Genomic DNA, 18,134 nt, shown 5'->3' on the forward strand with positions numbered 1-18,134 from the left:
GATCCGGCGAGGGGAGGTCACCACATGGGCCACCCGACCACGGGCACCCTCGCCGAGAAGATCAACAGACTCTTCGCGGTGATCCGCCGACCCGACCGGGAGCAGTACCGCAACGAGGAGGTGGCCACCGCCTGCCGCGAGGCCACCGGGGAGAGCTTCTCCACCACGTACCTCTGGCAGTTGCGCAACGGCCGACGGACCAACCCCACCAAGCGGCACCTGGAGGCCCTCGCCCAGTTCTTCCAGGTGCCGGCGGCATACTTCTTCGACGACGAGCAGAGCGCGCGGATCGTCGAGGAGCTGGAGCTGCTCGGCGCGCTGCGCGACAGCGCCGTCCGGCAGATCGCGCTGCGCGCGGTCACCCTCTCCCCGGAGGGGCTGGACACCATCAGCGACATGATCGAAGCCATCGGGCGGCGGGAGGCACGCCGCGCCGGGCCGGCCGGCGTGGAGCTGCCCGGGCCCGGTACGGGCGGTCCGGTGGAGCGCGATGGCGGTTGATCGGGGCATGTGGCGCCGGTGCCAACGGATCGTCGACGCGCTGTCGATCCCGACGCCGTTCGAGCCGACCCGGTTCGTCGACGCGCTGGCCCACCAGCGGGGCCGGCCGGTCGAGCTGGTGCCGATGCCCGGTGGGGCCAGTCAGTGCGGTGCACTGGTCACCACCGACCAGGCCGACTACCTCTTCTACGCCACCAGCACCACCCGGCTGCACCAGGAGCACATCCTGTTGCACGAGGTCGGGCACCTGCTCTGCGGCCATGTCGACGACCGCTCGCTGGCCGCCCTGCCCGCCCTGTTGCTGCCGAACCTCTCCACCGACCTGGTCCGCCGGGTGCTCGGCCGTTCCGACTACTCGGCCGCCCAGGAGCAGGAGGCCGAACTGGTCGCCTCGATGATCGCCCAACGCGCCCGCCGGGGCCCGACCGGCGGCGCCGGTCCGGTCACCCCCGAGGTCGCCGACGGGCTGGCCCGACTCGGCTCGATCTTCGACACCGGCTGACCAGGGCCGGGCACCATGCTGACCTGGCTCAACTTCACCGCCCTGGCGCTCGCCATCGTGGTCGCCGCCTACAAACTCATCCCGGTACCCGGCCGTCGGCGCGCCGCCGGCACCCGGTACCTCTCCGCCTTCTTCCTCTGCATCGGCCTCGGCCTGGCGGTGATGGCCCACCCGGTCCTGATCGCGATCAGCCACGTCGAGCCGGTGCCGAACCTCAGTCGACTGCTCGGCAACGGCCTGGAGATGCTCGCCGCGTACTTCCTCGGCGCGCTCGGTCAGAGCATCGCCCGCCCGGCCGGCACCCGGCGCTGGCTGCGCCGGCACGGTGTCCTGCTGGTCGGCGCGGTCCTGGCGATGGCGGTGCTGCTGGCGAACGCCGACACCACCTTCACCTTGAACTTCGTCAACGCGTACTCGCGGGATCCGGTCGTCGTCGGCTACCTCGTGGTCTTCTTCAGCTACATCGCGGTCTGCCTGGTCACCTTCATCACCAGCGTGGGCGGCTACCTGCGCCACGTGCCGGCCGGCGTACTGCGGACCGGACTCAGCTTCGTGGTCACCGGCACCGCGCTGGGCATCGTCTGGGCGGCCTGGTCCGGGGTCCGGCCGGTGATCACCCTCCTCACCGGCCGATCCCTGGCCACCACGCTGCCGATCGGCGCCACCCTGGGCTCGGTCTGCATGCTGCTCTGGCTGATCGGGGCTACCCTGACCGCCTGGGGCGACCGGATCACCGCGCCACTGCGTTGGCTGCGTGCGCTACGCCGGCTGCGCCGGATCGACCCGCTCTGGCGGGCGCTGCGGGCCGCGCTGCCGCAGATCGACCTCAACACCAGCGGCGGCTGGCGGTTGCCCGGCGCGGAGTTTGCGCTCTACCGGCGGGTGATCGAGATCCGCGACGCGCAGTTGACGCTGCGCCCGTACGCCCATCCGGACGTGTCGCGCTGGGTCGGCCCGGCGGCGGACCCGGCCACCGTGGAGGCGGCGGTGATCGCCGCCGCCCTCGTCGGTCACGCGCACGGCCGGGACTACCGTGCCGAGCACCCGTTCCAGGACGTGGACGCCTCACTGGCCTCGGAGAGCGCCTGGCTGGCTCGGGTGGCCCGGCAGTTCGCCAGCTCGGCGGAGGTGGCCCGGGTCCGCCAACTCGCTGCCGCCGAAGCCACCAGACCCCAGAACGCCGACCAGGCGTAGCCCCCTGGCAATCGGGTTTCGGCTGGCCGGTGAAGCTGCGCTGTCCCTTCGCCCGGGTCAACCTCGGCGGTCCCCCGGGCGCACCGGGCAGAACCGACAGCCCCGGTTTGCCGTGCCGCCAGCGTGGCTGCCTGATCACAAGACGCATCGCCAACGGTGACTGCACGCATCGACCGAGCACTGTCCCGGCCTGATCGCCGCGACGGGATTCGCTGATCTGCCGCCGTGCTGCCATCGGCCGCCTCGTCGAACATGTCGCACTCGCAGAGGTGTGCGTACTGGGGCATCGGGCGAGCACCAGCGGACCTGCAACTCCTGATAGATCGATTGCAACACCAGCCCGCCGACGTCGGCGAAGGACCGTGTCGAGGACGGCAGGGCCAGGGAGTCCCGGCACACCGGTCACCCGGACGTACGGCATCGGGGTCGCACGGCCCTACGCGATGTCGAAGAGTTGCTTCAGCCGGGCCTGGATCAGCGGTTGGCCGGCGGTGGAGACGTCGTAGTGGCCGGCTCCTTCGAGTACGGCGAGGTTGACGTCGTTGTCGTTGATCAACATCGTGTTGACGGTGTGGTAGGTGACCGTGGCGGGGCTGGTGATGTCGTCGGTCCCGTACAGCCAGAGGATCGACCCCGGCAGTGTCGAGTTCTCCAGCCTGCCCTGGTTCTCCGCGTAGAACCGCCTGTTCTCCGGCAGGGAGTTCGGGGTGTCGCCACGGATGCCTGGATAGGTGGTCAGCCGGTGCGTCGGGGACGCGTTCAGGTAGTTCTGGATGTCCCGTTTGACCAGGGCGTTGAGGCCGTCCAGGCAGGTGCGCCAGTTCTCGCGGTAGAACCTCAGCATGTTGGGGCCGTAGATCGTGGCGGGGTCGATGTCGTAGCCGGCGTAGCGTGCGGTCCTGGTGAAGTAGATGGTCTCCGCGTTGGCGAAGACGAGTTGTTCGATCTGGTGCTCTGTCGGCGGGAGTCCGGATCGCGCGGCCGTCTCGATGTCGTTCCACAGGACCCCGTTCATCGCGGGCACGTCCGGTACCGGGGCGAGGGTGATGGTGCCGCGGTACTTCAGGTCGGGGTCCGCCATCGTGGCCCGGTCGGAGTAGTACGCCGCGGCCAGAGCGGCGAAGCCCCCTTCCGACCAGCCGGCCGGCACCCACTGACCCGACAGCCGGTCGCCGAGGAGCCGCTGTGCGGCCACCGCGGCGTAGACCATCGAGTTTCCCTCGCTCGACAGCTCGTAGTAGCCGTGCCCCTCCGTTACACCGTCTGCCACCGGGCCGAGTCCCTCGTAGTCCGGGGCGACCACGGCGATGTTCATGCTCAGGATGGACGCCAACAGGGCGGCGTTCGGCCCGTCGGCCCACCGGCCGTGCTCCTGGAGTTGCACGCTCGGCGCGCACTCCGGGGCCCACCCGACGGTGCCGTGCCCCCACACCACCAGTGGCCACCCGCCGGGCGGGGGCGCCTGCGTGGGCAGGAACAGCATGGCGGTGGCGTTGATCTGGCCACCCCGGATGCCGGGCATGCGGTAGACGACGAGTTGACCGTCGGCCACGTCGGCGATCACCGACGGCACGTTCCGCAGCGGCGTGGGCGTGCCGACCACGTCCCCGTCGGAGGACACCTCGACGGCGCCGGTCGGACCACCGTCGGCACCCCACGCCGGGGCGACGGGGATCAGTAACCCCACCAGCAGCGCGACGACCGGGAGTCCGCGCCGGACGCGACAGCGCCGTCCGCGTGATCCGATGGGGCAGCTGATCATCGTGCTCCCGTCGTCGTGAGTTCCCGAGACCGCTCCCGCAGGAGGTCGTGCCCCACCGCCACCGACGTGACCCGTCGCGTCGTCCGCGCACCACCGGCAGGCCCCCGGCGGTCGGGAGGACTGCCGTCACGTGTGACGGGTCCGCGGACCTGATCCCTCCGGTGCCTACGGGTCGAGAATATGCCGGTGCGGTCGGGTCAGAGGGGTTTTCCCGGGCCGGCCCGAGGCAGGCGGTGACGACCGGCCCGTCCGACTCCATGACCATCCACCGCGCAGTGGGGTACTGCCGGTAGCCGTCGGGGCTGAGCTCGTCGAGAGCCAGCGAGCCGGCCTGTAGCGCCCTGCCGATGCAGCTACTCGCCTACATGGCCGCTGTGTCGAGAGACGACGACTCCCGCCCCTGGTTCGGGCGGGGCCACCACGCCCTCGCCGAGTTCGCCCTCGGCCGCGGGAAGGTCGGACCCATCACCCGGGCCGACATCAAGGCCATCGAGCGGGCCATCGGTGCTGGTCGCCGCCGGAGCGATCAGCACCGACCGGAAGGCGTCCATCCGGCGGGACGGCACCCACACCGTCCGGTACCGGCTCCACCTCGACATCCCCCACGTCCCCCGGAAACCGGGTGACAGAGGAACCAGGAGGAACCACGAGGAGCGAGACCACCCAGGAAGAAGACATCGCCGTTCGTACGGACCTTGCTGTGGGGCGCGCACGCGACGCCGGCTGCCCGAGAATCAGCCGGCGAATGACACCGGCTTCGGCAGGGAGCGGGCCCGCGCCTACGCCCGGACGCCATCCGCCGTGCACAACCCTCCGTCCACCGCCTCAAGCAATGGCGTGGCCTGGCCATGAGCACCGGCAAACCGCCATAACCCTGATCTTTCAACCTCTTGCACGAAGTCCTACCGACCCGGGTCGCTCCGTTAACCGGCTTGGCGCTGAAGCCGATGGTCGTCGGCGGTGGTGAGCCAAGAGCCGTCGCCGAACGGTTCGTAGTCGTACTGTTCCCCAGGCAAGGGGGCCAGCTGCCCTCGGACCGCGCCGGTTCGCGGATCGACGATGTACCGCTCGAACCCCTCCTCCTCATCGTCGGCCTCGCCGACGACTGTCACAACGGCGGTGTCGTCGCCGAGGTAGCAGCCAACCCACTCGACGAACACGCCGTCGCGATCACGTCCGAGCGACTCCGCCGTTACTCGCGCGACGACTGCGCCGTCGGGATACGCATGGAAAGCGGCATCATGCTGATCGTGGTCCACAGTCATGAAATGGCGGCCGTCCGGCGCTACGGCGACAAGGACGCGATCCGGCCATGGATACTCGGTCAGCTCGATCCGACCGTTCTCGAAGCGACCCCGGTAGATCAGCGAGCCATCCTGTCCTTCCCCCACACTCAGCAGCATGTGCCTGCCGTCTGGATGGGTGAAGTGTCTGCCCCCGTGACCGGCCGAACACAAGTCCACCTGCGCCACCACCCGGCCGGTGCCCGCGTCGACGGCCAACCACTGATCGGCGCCGGTACCGCGCGCCATCGCGTCAGGTCGGAACACCCACACGATCATTCCGTCCAACGAGTAGGCGCAGCAGGTATGGGCGATGGGCCACGGTGCCGCAGCGGGGATGAAGTCGAGTTGCCACAGCCTCCGTCCGGTACGGTCGATACACGTCACGTGGTCGGGCATCGCGTACACGGCGCGGCTCAGGTCGGGTGCTATGGCATGGTCGTCCAACTCCATGTGCGCCCCAACGGGAAAGGTCGCCGCGGGCACCACGTCCGACACCGGCGCTGAGCCGACAGGAATCTCGTAGGCCAGCACAAGTCCATCCCGGTACCGGGAATGCACACGAGATCGCGTCATGGCGCAGGACGGTAGCCGACCCGAAGGCGGGACTCGTGACCGACGTACCAGCCCAACCTCGCTGGACTTCGATCGTCGAGGCGGGGGCCCTCTCAGCGGCACGACCGGCCCCTCCTCCCACGCGGCCGCAACCTGATCCAGTTCGGGATCATGGGCGGTGTAGGACGCAGATGACCTTGCCGAGGATCGTCGCGTGGCCGCCCGGTAGTGGGGGTTGCGGGGGACGAGTTCGGTGCGTCCGTTGCGGGTGCGGTACTGCTGTGATGCTGCAAACCCACGCAATGATCCCATCCATCGCTTTCTCCATCGCGTCAGATCGAGCGACCAACAGCCATACGGGTAACCACGCCTTGCCAGGGCCGAGCATCGCTAACCCGCTGCGCCCCCAGCCGCAGGATCGCCTCGTGCGGGACCACCACGCCCTTCGGCGTCCCGGTGGAGCCGGAGGTGTACATGACGTACGCGGGATGCCGGACGGTCACCGGCACCGGCGCGGCCCGGTCGGCGGCCCCGGCCAGCGCGGCGGCCAGGTCAACTGTCGGCACCCCGGCCGGCATGTCCTGCACACCCCGGCTGGCACAGGGCGGAGCCGCACGCCGCTGTCGCGCAGGATCGTCCGGCTGCGGGCGGGCGGCTGGGCCACGTCGACTGGCACGTACGCCGCCCGGCGCGCAGCACGGCCAGGAACGCGGTGACCGCGTCCGCGCCCCGCTCGGCGGTCACGGCGACCCGTCCCCGGCCGTACCCCCGCCTCGACCAGGTGCCCCGCGAGCCCGGCGGCGGCGTCCAGCTCGCCGTAGCGCAGGCTCTTCCCGCCGTGTCGGACGGCGACCGCCTCCGGGTAGGCGCGCTTGAGCGCGGCAATCGCTCGCTCACCGCGCGCGGTGCCTGCGTGTGATGCCGGCCGACGCAGGTGGGTCGAACAGGATTAGCCACCTCATGAAAGCCGTCGCTGACACTGGGGCGGGTGCCCTTAAGCACGTTGGCCCGTACCGTCCTGCCGACGGACGTGTCCTCACCTCACCCGTGAGCCTCCCCATCACCTCGTACCGGCCCAGTGCTCTGTCATCGACCGGCCAGCGCCGGGGGCAGACCGGCAGCCCCCGCCCCCGGGCTCAGGCTCCCTCGTCACCTCGTCAGGACGGCAAAGTCCTCGTGCGGGTGGTCTGGGTCGATCTCCGCGTACCACTGGGCGCCGGTCACCCGTATCCGCCTCGACTGCTTGCGGTTCCACTCCACCCGCATGCCGTGCCTGCGGAGCACCGGAAAGGCGACCTCGTCCAGGAACCGTTCCAGGTCGGCCTGGTAGCCGGCCTGCTGCTCGGCTTCGGACAGGGCGGCGTAGGCGTCCTCGTCGAAGTCCGCCGGTGGGTAGACGCCGTAGCCGAGGTAGACCTCGCCGTCCTCGCTCGCGACCAGCGACTCCGTGTCCTGCTGGTGATACCAGAGGTATCCCTGCCAGTGCCGGGAGTCGTCCCGCTCGTCGTGGATCTCCGCCGCCGCGCAGGTGCCGCAACAGCTGAAGTCCTCCCTCGCCACCACGCCGAGCGCGGTGAGCTCCGCGAAGGCGCTGGTCAGATTGCTGCGCACCTCGCCCCAGCCACGCTGCTGTTCCCGCCGAACGGCCACGGCGGTGGCGTACGCCGCGCTGAGCTCCTCGTCGGTCGCACCGTGGCGCTGCTCGTCATCGTCGAAGTAGTCCAAGAACTCGTCGGCGTCGTCCTCGCCGCGCACCACGAAAGCCCAGATCTCGTCCTCGATCTCCGCCCGGCCCGGCTCCGCGATCCGCTCGGGCAGGAACCTGACGCCCTCGGGACGATCGTTGTAGATCCACTCAGTCACAGCGACGATCTTCACACGGACCTGCGACAGTGCCGCACTGGCACCTGCGCTGTCGTGCCCTGCGGTACGAGCCCACCCACGCCTTCGACCGACGACCCACCCCAGCCGACGCCACCGCAGTCGAACCCGCCTCAGCCAGAATCAACGTGGCGCCTTCGCTGGGGGCGTTCCGAGCGGACCACCGGCTGACGAGTCAGTTGGGCGGAGGAGGACACTCCAGCACCGCGATCGAGTTTCCGGCGGACAGCCCCAGGTGCGGGTGCCCGGAGAAGATCCGGACCGCCTCGTCGTGCGAGGCCGCTCCCACGATCGTGTAGCCGGTCGTGGCGTCGACGAGGTCCTCGATCCCCTGTGCCGTGACCAGCTTCTTCGCGTTCACCGGAGCGCCAGGGTCGACGAGCGCCTTCTCGTTGGCCTGTGCCCATGACGCCCAGGCGTGGAGGAACTCAGTCTGCTGCTGCTACCCAAGTACAACCTGGCTCAGCGTGCATACACCAGTATCGAATTGTGGAGGTCTTTGTCTTCCTCGACCGGCGATCTCCTGGCGGTCGGCGAGTGTCGAGCGATGTTCTGCTGTGCATCGGGTGTCCGCCTTTGGCGGTTGTCGGCGAGGTTTCAAGTCGTGGAGTGTGCGGCGTGGCTTTCGCCGCTGTGCTGGCTGTCGGCTCTGGGTGCGGGGGCGGTGGGTGATGTTCGGCAGGGGTTCAGCCGTGGTGGGTGGCGGGTCGTCGTCGGCGTCGTGGGCCGTCGTCGGGTGTGGTGGGGATGCCGAGGCGGCGTTCGACGATGCGGCGGCGGATTGTGCCTGCCGACTGTTGTATCTCGTCGGCGAGGGTGGTGTTCCGGTAGCGGCTGTAGCGGTAGAGGACGGTCAGCAGGCTGCTGGCGAGGAGGGCGATCACCAGGGTGGCGGCGGCCATGAAGAGCCAGGCGCTCCGGCGTCGGTCCGACAGGTGGGGGGAGACGGCCACCGCTGTGGCGGTCAGGGTCGTCACCGCCCAGCCGAGTACGAGGGTGGTGGTCGTGCGGTGTTCCCGTAGCCATCGGCGGGGGTCACGGTCGCGGCGTTGGCGCAGGGCCGGTAGGACATGGTCCAGCAGGAGCGTCAGGGCCCGGTCGAGCGCGGCCGGGTCCGCCTGTTCGGCCTCGGTGTGCTGGTGGACGACCCGGCGGAGGGTGCTGCGGATCTTGACGGGGTCGTTGGCGGGGATCTCGTCCGGTGGCCACTGCTCGTCGAACCGGCGTTGCCGGACGCTGCGGATCGCGGCCCAGGTGACCATGCCGGCGGGGATCGGCATGCCGAGCAGCCAGCCCAGGTATCCGGGCCAGCCGGCCTCCTGGGTGGCGGTGTTGATGCCGTAGCCGCCCACCGCGGCGACGAGCACGGCGGCGACCGGCTGCTGGACGCTCCTGACGTATTCGTGCTCGCGCATCCCCTGGACCAGTGTGTTCACCCGTTCGAGCCGCTGCCGCAGCAGGTAGGTGACGAAGGTGCTGACGAGGACCGTGGCCATCACCGCCACCGACCACACGGCGGCGGCGAACAACACCGGCGGCTCGTCGGCGGACGGCGCGGCCGCCAGTGCAAACCAGGTCACGTACGCCGATGTTAGGCGATCGGACAAACCGGCAACGCCTGCTGCTGACGGTGATCCGCTTGTCGGTCGTGCCCTTACCGCCCGGCATCCGACAGAATCAGGCCTGCCTCCTAGGATGATCTAGGCGATGTGCGGTTCAGGTCATCCCGGGTCGGGCGGCGTCTTGGCTGTGCTGAGGGGGTGCGGTCCCCGCTGATGTCGGCGTGGCTCCCGCCGGGCCGCTCCGCCGCGCGGCCGGTGTCGCCGAAGGACGACTCCTCGGCCGCTGACCGCCGGGCGAACGCCCGCAGCAGGCCCCGCAGCTGGAACACGATGTGGCCGTCCTGCCGCTCGACGTCCAGGAGCCCGGCGTCCAGCAGTTCGGTGAGCGCGTCCTGTGCGTCCTGCTCGGCGACGCCCAGCAGGGGCGCGCACATCCAGTCCTGGAAGCGCAGGTCGTCCAGCCGGCTGACGCGCCGCAGCAGGCCCCGGGCCAGCGGGGTGAGACCCTGCCAGATCTCGTTGACCATCGCCACCAGGTCCAGACCGCCGTAGGACAGTTCGGTCAGCCGGCGGTGGTCGTCGTACAGGCGGACGATCAGGTCCCGTACCGGCCAGTGCGGTTGGCTCTTCAGCCGCCCGGCGGCCAGCCGTAGCGCCAGCGGCTCACCGGCGCACAGGTCGGCCAGCAGGGCGATGTCGGCCGCCTCGGTGTCGACCCGCTCCTGGCCGACCGCCTTGGTGAGCAGTTCGACCGACTCCCGGGCCTCCAGTGGGCCGATGGTCAGCGTGGTCGCGCCGCCGAGCGCGGCCAGCCGGGTCCGGCTGGTCACGATCACCGAGCATGTCGGGCCGCCGGGTAGCAGCGGCGCCGCCTGCTGCCCGCTGGCCGCGTCGTCGAGGACCACGAGAAGCTGGCGGTCGCTGAGCAGGTTGCGGTACATGTCCGTCCGTTCCTCCAGGGTGTCGGGTACGGCCCGGCCCGGCACGCCGAGCGCGCCGAGGAAACGGGCCAGCACCCCACCGGTGTCGGCCGGGCGGGCGGTGCCGCCGAGCCGGGCGAACAGCTGGCCGTCCGGATACTCCTTGTCGAGGGCGTGGGCGACGTGCACAGCCAGGGTGGTCTTGCCCAGCCAGGGCCGGCCGGCGAGGATCACGATGGGCACGGCACGGGACCCGGCGTCGCGCGGTCCGCGCAGCGCCGTGCGCACCCGTTCGATCAGGTCCCGCCGGCCGGTGAAGTCGCCGATGTCAGCCGGTAGCAGGCGGGGCACGGCGGCCCGCACCGGTATCGGACGGGACGCCTCCTCCGGCTCCAGCAGGTCGGCCAGTTCTCCGGCGAGAATCGCCCGCTCCAACCGGTGCAGCTCGGCCCCGGGCTCCAAGCCGAGCTGCTCCACGAACAGCTGCCGGCCGACCCGGTAGGTGTGCAGCGCCTCGGCCTGCCGTCCGCTGCGGTACAGCGCGATCATCAACCGTGCCCGCAGCCGCTCACGGAACGGGTTCGCCGCGACCAGTTCGGCCAGCCCGCTGGCCAGCTCGTGGTGCTGGCCGAGCCGCAGTCGCACGTCGACGTATTCCTCGATCACCGCCAGCCGCCGTTCGGCCAGCTGGGTGCCGATCGACTGGACGAGTTGGCTGCGTACGCCGACCAGCGGGACAGCACCCCGCCACAGCCGCAGGGCGTCACGGAGCGCGTCGACCGCGTCGTGCGGCCGGCCCTGGCCCAGTAGCCGCCGGCCGGTAGCGACCAGATCGTTGAACTCCAGCAGATCCAGTTCCCGGTCGGTGCACTGGATCGAGTAGCCCGGCGGGCGGGTCACGATAGCGTCGGGCCGGCCGCCGGCGGTCATGGCCCGCCGGATGGCCGAGACGCAGATCCGGACCTGCTCCTTCGCGGTCCGTGGTGGCGTGTTGTCCCAGACGGCGTCCACGAGGCGCTCGACGGTCACCACCCGGTTGGGTTCGAGTAACAGCATGGAGAGAACGGTCCGCTGCCGAGGCGGGAACGACAGGTGGCCGGTCGTGCCGACGACCTCCAGTGGACCGAGAACGCGGAACCGCACGAATATGCTCCCTCTTTGAGATGAGGTGGCTTCGGCGCGTCCATCGCAAAATTGGCGATACTGCGCTGAAGGATCCCCCGTGCCGGCGGCATCTCGGGCTTGAGCCGTCTCTGGGAATGGTCGCTCGCCGATAGGCTCATCCCATTCATTCCGGACAAGCAGCGGACGCCTGGACCGTACCCGCAGGTCGTACCTGCGTGTCCAGCAAATCTTGCGGACAGCAATGGACGCGGTGGGAATCCCGCGCGGCAGTCGCCACGCTGTTTGCGCAAATATTCGATGAACCACGGATGCGGTGACGCCGGTACTCCAGCCGCACTTTGCCCGCATTGAGGTTTCGGCAGCTCATCGGCGTGATCGACGCCGGGACGGCGTCAGCCCGGTAACTGTTGGCGCGATTCGCGCACCGGTCCGGGCGGGCAGAGCCGCGCCGGCGGGTGCTGACCTACCTGGTCGGGTTGTTGTCGCCCCTGGCGACACGGGACGGCTGGACCTTGGCCGAGGCCGCCGGCGATGCGGCGCCGGACCGGATGCAGTGGCTGCTCGACCGGTCAGGGCGCGGTCGCCGACCGTCAGATTGGTGACTTGCGGCGCGGCGCGGTCCGGATCACGACCGCTGTTCGCCCAGCACGCTGGCGACGACCTTCCACACGTCGGCGTCGCCCAACAGCCGCTCGCGGTCGACCCCGAACGACGTGCCGCGCACCGGATCCACCGGCAGCGTGTGATCCCGCGAGGACAGGAACATCGGAGTTCCGACCCGCAGATCCAGTCCGCCCTGGGCGGCCAGGAGCAGGTAGGCCATGTACGCGGCGAATCCGTCGGTGAGCTCCCGGCGGATGACCTCGCCCAGGGACAGTCGGTCGGCGATCCCTGACATGAGTTGGTCGTACCGGTCGATCAACGCCGTGGCGACCCGCGGCAGGTCGTCCCGGCCGGTGGCGAGCAACTCCTGCGACCACCGCCGGGCATCGTCCAGCTCGCCTTCGGCCAGGTAGGCCGCGGAGGCCTGGACCGACGACACGAACTGGTCGCGGAGCGCGTCGTCCTGGACGGCGGCCGCGTCGAACAGCAGGACCGTGGGCGGTGTCGCGCCGGCCGTCGCGCTGACCGCGTCCGCGACACGTGTCGCCAGGGCGGTTCCGGCGCAGAAGCCCAGCACGGCCCGCACCGGGCGACGGGTCCCGAGCGCCTCGCCCACCCACTGTGCGATGTGCGCGTCCAGTCGCGAATCCGTGTGGAGGCCCGACCAGGCGAGATGGAGGAAGCACAACTCGACGGGTGCCCCGGCGGCCAGGTCGGAGAAGCCGGCTGCTGCCCGCCCGCCCGGGAAGTCCAGGCACAGGACCAGGTCACGCCCACGATCGCACAGTTCCCGCCACGTCGTCAGCTCCACCGTCCACCCTTTCACTCGATCGCCAGCGCCCAGGCAACCCAGGGACGATATCGATCGTGTATCGCCTGGCGATCGCCTGCGCCCGTTCCGGGAGTGCCAGGGCGTGCCACCGGAGGACGGCGGGACTCCCGTCGACCGGGAAACCGGGCGAAAGACCCGAGATCGGCAATCCGGGAGGGCGGGAAGGCGACGCATTCTCCGGTGCCGATATCTATCGGATAGCCCACCAATACCGGTGCGCAGAACAACAGACAGATGGCTGATGTGTCGCACAGAACGAACACGGCGGATCTCCCGCCTCACGAGGGCGTCGATGACCCGACCACACCCTGCAGGACGACCAAGGAGGGGGTGACCGCGCTGTTCACCGCGTTGCTCGGCCGCGAGCGGGTCGGTGTCGACGACAACTTCTTCGCCCTCGGCGGCCATTCGCTGCTCGCCGCGCGACTGGTAGCGTTGGTGCGCTCGGACTTCCAGGTGGAGATGACGCTCCTCGATCTGTTCGACGACCCGACCGTGGCCGGTGTCGCGGCCTTCGTCGACCGGGTCTCCGGTGATCCGTGCGAAGGCGAGACGCGATGACCATCCGCGCACTCATCTGCGACGAACTGCCGGTCGTCCGGGACGGCATGCGGACGCTACTGGACGCGGTGCCGGACATCGACGTGATCGGGACGACCGACAACGGCATGGAAGCGATCATGCTGGCGCGCACCGCACGGCCCGACGTCGTGGTCACCGACCTGAACCTGCGGATCATCTCCGGCCTCGAGATGATCCGCCGGCTCGGCAAGGAGGACCCGCCGCCCAACATCGTCGTGTTCACCGCGTCCGACGCCGACAAGACCGTCAGCGACGTCCTGCACGCGGGCACGAGCTGCCTGCTCGGCAAGGACGCGAGCCCGCAGGAACTGGTCGCCGCGATCCGGGCGGCGGCCGCGGGTCGGGCCATGCTCGCCCCGAACGTCGCGCAGCGCCTGGTCACGTGGTTCCGCGAGCAACCGGACACCACGGCCCCGCCGCAGTATCCGGAGGTGACCGACCTGACCCCGCGTGAGCGGGAGGTGACACAGATGGTGGCTCGGGGTATGTCGACCGAGGACGTGGCCCGTGAGCTGATCATCGGCGTGGCCACCGTGCGCACACATCTCTACCGGGTGCGCACCAAGCTCGGCGTCCGCGACCGCGCGCAGCTCGTGTCACTGGCCTACCGGTCCGGTCTCATTCAGTCGGATGGGCGAGGTACTGACCTGGAGAAGCGGGCGAGCTGACCTCGCTGTCGAGGGCGGTCAACCGCGACGCCGGTGGGACACCATCGCGCGCTCGTTGTGGGCGAGGAGCTCGACCGTCCGGTCCAGCCGGACGGAGGCGCCGGCCAGGCGCCGGCAGGCCAACGTCCGGGCGTCCGGATGGCCGAGTCGCTCCGCGGCGCGCAACGCGACCTGCCAGATGTCCACCCGGTCGCCCCGGTGGCCGCCGTGGGTCAGGTACGCGTCCAGGCTCCAGGCCAGGTGCCAGGCGTGGGCGGCGAACCCGGCGCCGATCGCGTGGTGCAGCACGGTCTGGAGCACGGGGCGTCGCTCGTCGAACCAGGCCGTCGCCGGCGACCGGTCGGTGTACCGCAGCTCGGGGGTGACGCCGGCGGCCGGCGGGGCGAGCGGCACCGGGTCCGGGTCGTCGCCGGTATCCAGCAGGGTCGCGGCGGCCCGCGCGCTGTGCACGTAATGGTCGAGCAGCCGGACCGTCGCGGCGCGCCGGGCGTTCTCGAGATCGGTGTGCGTGGCGAGGTCGCCGGCGTAGGCGCCGACCAGGCCGTGCAGCGCGTACCAGCCCGGCCCCCGCTCGGTGACCAGGGCCGCCTCGCTGAGTTCGGACAGTCGCAGGGTCGTCTCGGCCAGCGGGAGGGCGGCCAGACTGGCGGCCGCGGCCGTGCTGACGTTCCGTCCCGGGTGCAGGCTCAGCAGCCGGAACAGCCGGGCGGACGGCGGGCTGAGCGTCCGGTACGACCAGGAGAACGCCGCCTCGAGATCGGTGGCCGGATCGCCGGCGGGCGCGTTCGGTTCGCGGCCGCCATTGAACAGGCGGACAGCCAGCGTGTCCAGGGCCACGCCGGGGTGGTTCAGCGCCCGGGCGGCGACGAGGACCAGCGCCAGCGGCAGCCCTCCACACCGCTCGACGACGTCGCGGACCGCGCGCGGCTCGGCGGCAACCCGGTGCGGCCCCAGGCGGCGCGCCAGCAGCTCGCCGGCCGCCTCGCCGGCCAGGACGTCGAGCCGCACCGACCGGGCGCCGTCGGCGGCGATCAGGCCGGCCATCCGACTCCGACTGGTCACCAGGACCAGGCAGCCCGAACTCGCCGGCAGGAGGGGCCGCACCTGCTCGACCGCGTGGGCGTTGTCCAGCACCACCAGCATCCGGCGGTCGTAGAGCAGGGAACGGTAGAGTGCGATGCGCGCCGCGGCGGTCGCGGGAAGCTGTCCGGCCGACACGCCGAGGGCGGTCAGGAAGTCCCGCACGACCGCGTCGGGGGACATCGGCGGCCCGTCCGGATCACACCCGCGGAGGTTGACGTACAGCTGCCCGTCGGGGAAGCGACCGGCGACCTGGTGGGCCCAGTGCACGGCCAGTGCGGTCTTCCCCACCCCGGCCATGCCGCCGACGACCGCGACCACCGCGCAGCCGGCCGGTACGTCCTGCGCGATCACCGCGTCCAACGCGGCCAGCTCGGACGTTCGGCCGCTGAGGTGGGACACGGCGGGCGGCAGCTGGTGCGGTACGACCGGCGGGCACGGCTCGGGCGGAGCCGGTTGGTAGATCCGCAGTGTCTCGGAGGGCTGGATCTTCCGGCAGCTGAACGCGTGTTCGACAGCGCTGTAACGGGGCCGCCAGAACTCCTCCACGCCGGTGGTCAACGACAGCTGGGCCAACTGCCCGCGATCGGCGCTGTATTTTCGGACGGCTTCCACGAGCCCCTTGACCACGTCCCAGTCGGGCAGCCGGCGAACCTGTCCGGACAGGATCGCTCCCAGCTGACTCTTGCTGATGCCCACCCGGGCGGCCAGGTCACGCAGGCTGGGGCCGCCCGCTTGGAGTCGGAGTTGCCGTAGGTCCAGGCACAGGTGCTCTAGCGACTGAAGCGACAGGTCCATGGCATCGCGGCCTCCTATGTCCGATGCTGTAGAACGCTCGGAGCGACTGACCCACGCGATCGCCTGCGTGTGCAAACGTCGATGTCCGGCGCCTGTCCGGACATCGAATCACACGTGCGTGCCCAACGTGAATGCTTGTCCGGCTGAAGTGTTCCCACACACGGCGGACGGTTTCGACCTACGGGCGAGGACCCGACCCGCACCGGCGATTGTGCGGGCGCCGGCCGGAGGACGTTCCGCAGGCGGCCGCCGTCCGGGCCGGTTCTCCCACCAGCGAAGGGGCCGCGTGCCCCGCCTACGCGGAAGCTGACCCCGAGGACGTTTCGGGGTCAGCTCCGTACGCCGTCGTCAGGTCTGCCGGGTGGCGGCCTCGGCGTCGGCGAGCTCGCCCGGGCCGGATCCGTTCTGGTCGGGCTCGGGCGACGACCCGGTCGCCGAGTGGCCGGCCTGCTCGGCCTCGCGGAGTCCTCGCGTCGTCACCCGCGAGGCGAACACGAGCGCGGCGAGCGTCAACCCGATGCTGGCGCCGATGAACGTGGCCGACGTTCCCCGCCAGTGGGCCAGCGCCCCGCCCAGCAACGCACCCAGCGGTACGACGCCGAGCACGATCAGGCGGTAGGCGGCGGTGACCCGGCCCAGCAGCTCGTCGGGTACCGAGGCCTGCCGCAACGTACTGACCACGATCTGGTTCATCGCGGTCGCCACCGAGCTGCAGAACAGGAAGATTTCGACGAGGACGACACTGCTGCTGAGGCCGAACGCGGCGTAGGTGGCTGCGGGCACCAGGGCCGCCAGCCAGGTCACCGGTCCACCGCCGATCGTCCGGACCAGCTTCGGCGCGATCAGTGAGCCGGCGATGGAGCCCACCGCCGGTACCGCGATGAAGACGCCCCACCAGGCCGGTGTGACGCCGAGCGGCCCGGTCGCCACGAGCACGATCAGACTGCCGGTGGCCGCTCCGAAACCGTTGATCGAGGCGGAGATGAATGCCACCCGACGCAGCAGCTTGTGGTTCCAGAAGTAGGACCAGCCGGCCCGGATGCTGCGCACGATGGAGCCGGGGGTGGGCCGGGAGCTGCTGACGTTGCTCGCCGTCGGCAGCAGCCGGGGCAGCGTGATCAGGGCCAGCGCGGCGATCGCGAACAGCCCGGCGCCGGTGGTGAACACCAACCATGCCGACACCGCGAACAGCAGGGCGCCCACCGGCGGACCGACGAACGTGTTGATGGCCGACTGGACGGCGAACAGGCGCCCGTTCGCCCGCTCGAGGTCCTTGCGTTCGACCAGGCGCGGCGGAACCGTCAACGCCGCGTTGTCGACCATCGTCTCGGCCGCGCCGGAGAGGAACACCGCCAGGTAGAGGATGACGATGCTGTGCAGGTGGGCGAGCAGCGCCAGGACGAGCAGACCGAACGCGACCGCCCGGAACACGTTGCCGACGACCATGATGAGGCGTCGATCGATGCGGTCGGCGAGCTCACCGGACGGCAGGGTGAACAGCAGCCACGGCAGGAAGTTCGCCACGGTCATCCCGCTGATCAGCAGCGGGTCCCGGGTGATCGCCACCGCGAGCAGCGGCATGGCCGCCGACACCAGGCCGTCAGCCGTGTTCGACAAGCCTTGCGACAACCACAGGCGGTTGAAATTACGCCCCAGGCCCATGTGCACTCCTCAACAGGTTATCGAAGGTCTTTACGAATCAGCGCCCGGTGTTTCAGCCTGGGCTCGACGACGGTGAATCCGCAGGCCTCGAACGTGGTGACCCGGCCACGGAAGCTGCGCGGGTCGATCCGGGTCGCCGGGTCCCGGTCATCCTCGGGATAGGCCTCGATCAGGTCGGCCTTCTCGTCCCGGGCCCACTCCACGGCCCGGTTGATCAGTATCTGGAGCAGTCCCCGGTGCCGCTGCTCACGCGCCAGGTAGACGCAGACGATGGACCAGATGCGCTCCGGGTCGTCCCCCGGGAGCAGCTTGGCCGCGCGGGAGGTGCGCAGTCGCGCGAAGCCCAGCCGGGGACCGACCCCGATCCAGCCCACCGGTACCTCGTCGATCGAACCGAGGACTCCGACCCGCTCGCCGGCGGTGATCAGCTCGGCGAGGCGGTCCCGCCGCGCCGCGGAACGGCATGCGGAGTAGTCCTTGCGCTCCAGTCGGAAGTACTGGCAGAAGCAGTGTTCGACGAGCCCCTTCGGGCCGAAGAACCGGTCCACCCTGGACCGGTCGCCCGGGCCGACCACGGTTGCCACGAGGTCACTCACGCGTCCTTCTCTCCGCGGCGTTGGTGCC

The 18,134-nt window shown here is 70.5% G+C and carries 16 protein-coding genes and 1 pseudogene; 6 read left to right on the plus strand and 11 right to left on the minus strand.

The window, feature by feature from the left end; all coding sequences use genetic code 11:
- The first annotated feature begins 24 nt into the window (after nt 1–24).
- The 3 genes from OHQ87_RS04740 to OHQ87_RS04750 are packed head-to-tail and all read left to right on the plus strand — an operon-like array spanning nt 25 to nt 2,197.
- Complete coding sequence (locus OHQ87_RS04740; protein WP_328345281.1) at nt 25–501, plus strand: helix-turn-helix domain-containing protein; 477 nt, start codon at nt 25–27, stop codon at nt 499–501.
- A complete protein-coding gene (locus OHQ87_RS04745) occupies nt 491–1,003 on the plus strand; it encodes a hypothetical protein (RefSeq protein ID WP_328345283.1) in 513 nt (170 codons plus the stop codon). Before OHQ87_RS04740 ends, OHQ87_RS04745 begins: the two co-directional genes overlap by 11 nt.
- A 15-nt stretch (nt 1,004–1,018) precedes the next feature.
- Nucleotides 1,019–2,197, plus strand: a complete 1,179-nt coding sequence (locus tag OHQ87_RS04750) for an MAB_1171c family putative transporter (RefSeq protein WP_328345284.1) — start codon at nt 1,019–1,021, stop codon at nt 2,195–2,197.
- A 436-nt stretch (nt 2,198–2,633) separates the two neighbouring features.
- Here OHQ87_RS04750 and OHQ87_RS04755 read toward each other — a convergent pair whose 3' ends face one another.
- The 7 genes from OHQ87_RS04755 to OHQ87_RS04785 form a co-directional block, all read right to left on the minus strand.
- Nucleotides 2,634–3,884 (minus strand): alpha/beta hydrolase family protein, encoded by a 1,251-nt coding sequence (locus OHQ87_RS04755; protein WP_328345285.1) that lies wholly within the window; start codon nt 3,882–3,884, stop codon nt 2,634–2,636.
- A gap of 998 nt (nt 3,885–4,882) precedes the next feature.
- Complete coding sequence (locus OHQ87_RS04760; protein WP_328345286.1) at nt 4,883–5,776, minus strand: hypothetical protein; 894 nt, start codon at nt 5,774–5,776, stop codon at nt 4,883–4,885.
- A gap of 353 nt (nt 5,777–6,129) precedes the next feature.
- Nucleotides 6,130–6,363: an AMP-binding protein gene (locus OHQ87_RS04765; RefSeq protein ID WP_328345288.1), complete on the minus strand. Its 234-nt coding sequence runs from the start codon at nt 6,361–6,363 to the stop codon at nt 6,130–6,132.
- Between the two features lie 583 nt (nt 6,364–6,946).
- Nucleotides 6,947–7,660 (minus strand): DUF6891 domain-containing protein, encoded by a 714-nt coding sequence (locus OHQ87_RS04770; RefSeq protein WP_328345290.1) that lies wholly within the window; start codon nt 7,658–7,660, stop codon nt 6,947–6,949.
- Nucleotides 7,661–7,853: 193 nt separating this feature from the next.
- Entirely contained in the window at nt 7,854–8,039 is a 186-nt protein-coding gene (locus OHQ87_RS04775; RefSeq protein WP_328345292.1) for a hypothetical protein, read from the minus strand.
- Nucleotides 8,040–8,364: 325 nt separating this feature from the next.
- Nucleotides 8,365–9,258 (minus strand): hypothetical protein, encoded by an 894-nt coding sequence (locus tag OHQ87_RS04780; RefSeq protein WP_328345294.1) that lies wholly within the window; start codon nt 9,256–9,258, stop codon nt 8,365–8,367.
- Nucleotides 9,259–9,368: 110 nt separating this feature from the next.
- Nucleotides 9,369–11,633 carry an AfsR/SARP family transcriptional regulator gene (locus tag OHQ87_RS04785; protein ID WP_328345296.1) on the minus strand — a complete coding sequence of 755 codons (2,265 nt, stop codon included), beginning with the start codon at nt 11,631–11,633 and terminating at the stop codon, nt 9,369–9,371.
- Between the two features lie 56 nt (nt 11,634–11,689).
- On the opposite strand from OHQ87_RS04785, the pseudogene OHQ87_RS04790 reads away from it, so the two are divergent.
- Nucleotides 11,690–11,854, plus strand: a pseudogene (locus OHQ87_RS04790) (IS701 family transposase); the annotation flags it as partial.
- Between the two features lie 56 nt (nt 11,855–11,910).
- On the opposite strand, the gene OHQ87_RS04795 reads toward OHQ87_RS04790, so the two are convergent.
- Complete coding sequence (locus tag OHQ87_RS04795) at nt 11,911–12,699, minus strand: hypothetical protein (protein WP_328345298.1); 789 nt, start codon at nt 12,697–12,699, stop codon at nt 11,911–11,913.
- Between the two features lie 351 nt (nt 12,700–13,050).
- On the opposite strand from OHQ87_RS04795, the gene OHQ87_RS04800 reads away from it, so the two are divergent.
- Both OHQ87_RS04800 and OHQ87_RS04805 read left to right on the plus strand, forming a co-directional pair.
- On the plus strand, nt 13,051–13,281 hold the full coding sequence (locus OHQ87_RS04800; RefSeq protein ID WP_328345299.1) for a phosphopantetheine-binding protein: 231 nt from the start codon (nt 13,051–13,053) through the stop codon (nt 13,279–13,281).
- Nucleotides 13,278–13,970, plus strand: a complete 693-nt coding sequence (locus OHQ87_RS04805) for a response regulator transcription factor (protein ID WP_328345300.1) — start codon at nt 13,278–13,280, stop codon at nt 13,968–13,970. Before OHQ87_RS04800 ends, OHQ87_RS04805 begins: the two co-directional genes overlap by 4 nt.
- A gap of 18 nt (nt 13,971–13,988) precedes the next feature.
- On the opposite strand, the gene OHQ87_RS04810 is transcribed toward OHQ87_RS04805, so the two are convergent.
- The 3 genes from OHQ87_RS04810 to OHQ87_RS04820 form a co-directional block, all read right to left on the minus strand.
- Entirely contained in the window at nt 13,989–15,848 is a 1,860-nt protein-coding gene (locus OHQ87_RS04810; RefSeq protein ID WP_328345301.1) for an NB-ARC domain-containing protein, read from the minus strand.
- A gap of 348 nt (nt 15,849–16,196) precedes the next feature.
- Nucleotides 16,197–17,510 (minus strand): MFS transporter, encoded by a 1,314-nt coding sequence (locus OHQ87_RS04815; RefSeq protein WP_328348746.1) that lies wholly within the window; start codon nt 17,508–17,510, stop codon nt 16,197–16,199.
- 17 nt (nt 17,511–17,527) lie between these two features.
- Nucleotides 17,528–18,106, minus strand: coding sequence for a GNAT family N-acetyltransferase (locus tag OHQ87_RS04820; protein ID WP_328345303.1), 579 nt, complete (start codon nt 18,104–18,106; stop codon nt 17,528–17,530).
- Nucleotides 18,107–18,134: the final 28 nt, after the last annotated feature.

The sequence above is a fragment of the Micromonospora sp. NBC_00421 genome, from assembly GCF_036017915.1.
GTDB lineage: Bacteria > Actinomycetota > Actinomycetes > Mycobacteriales > Micromonosporaceae > Micromonospora.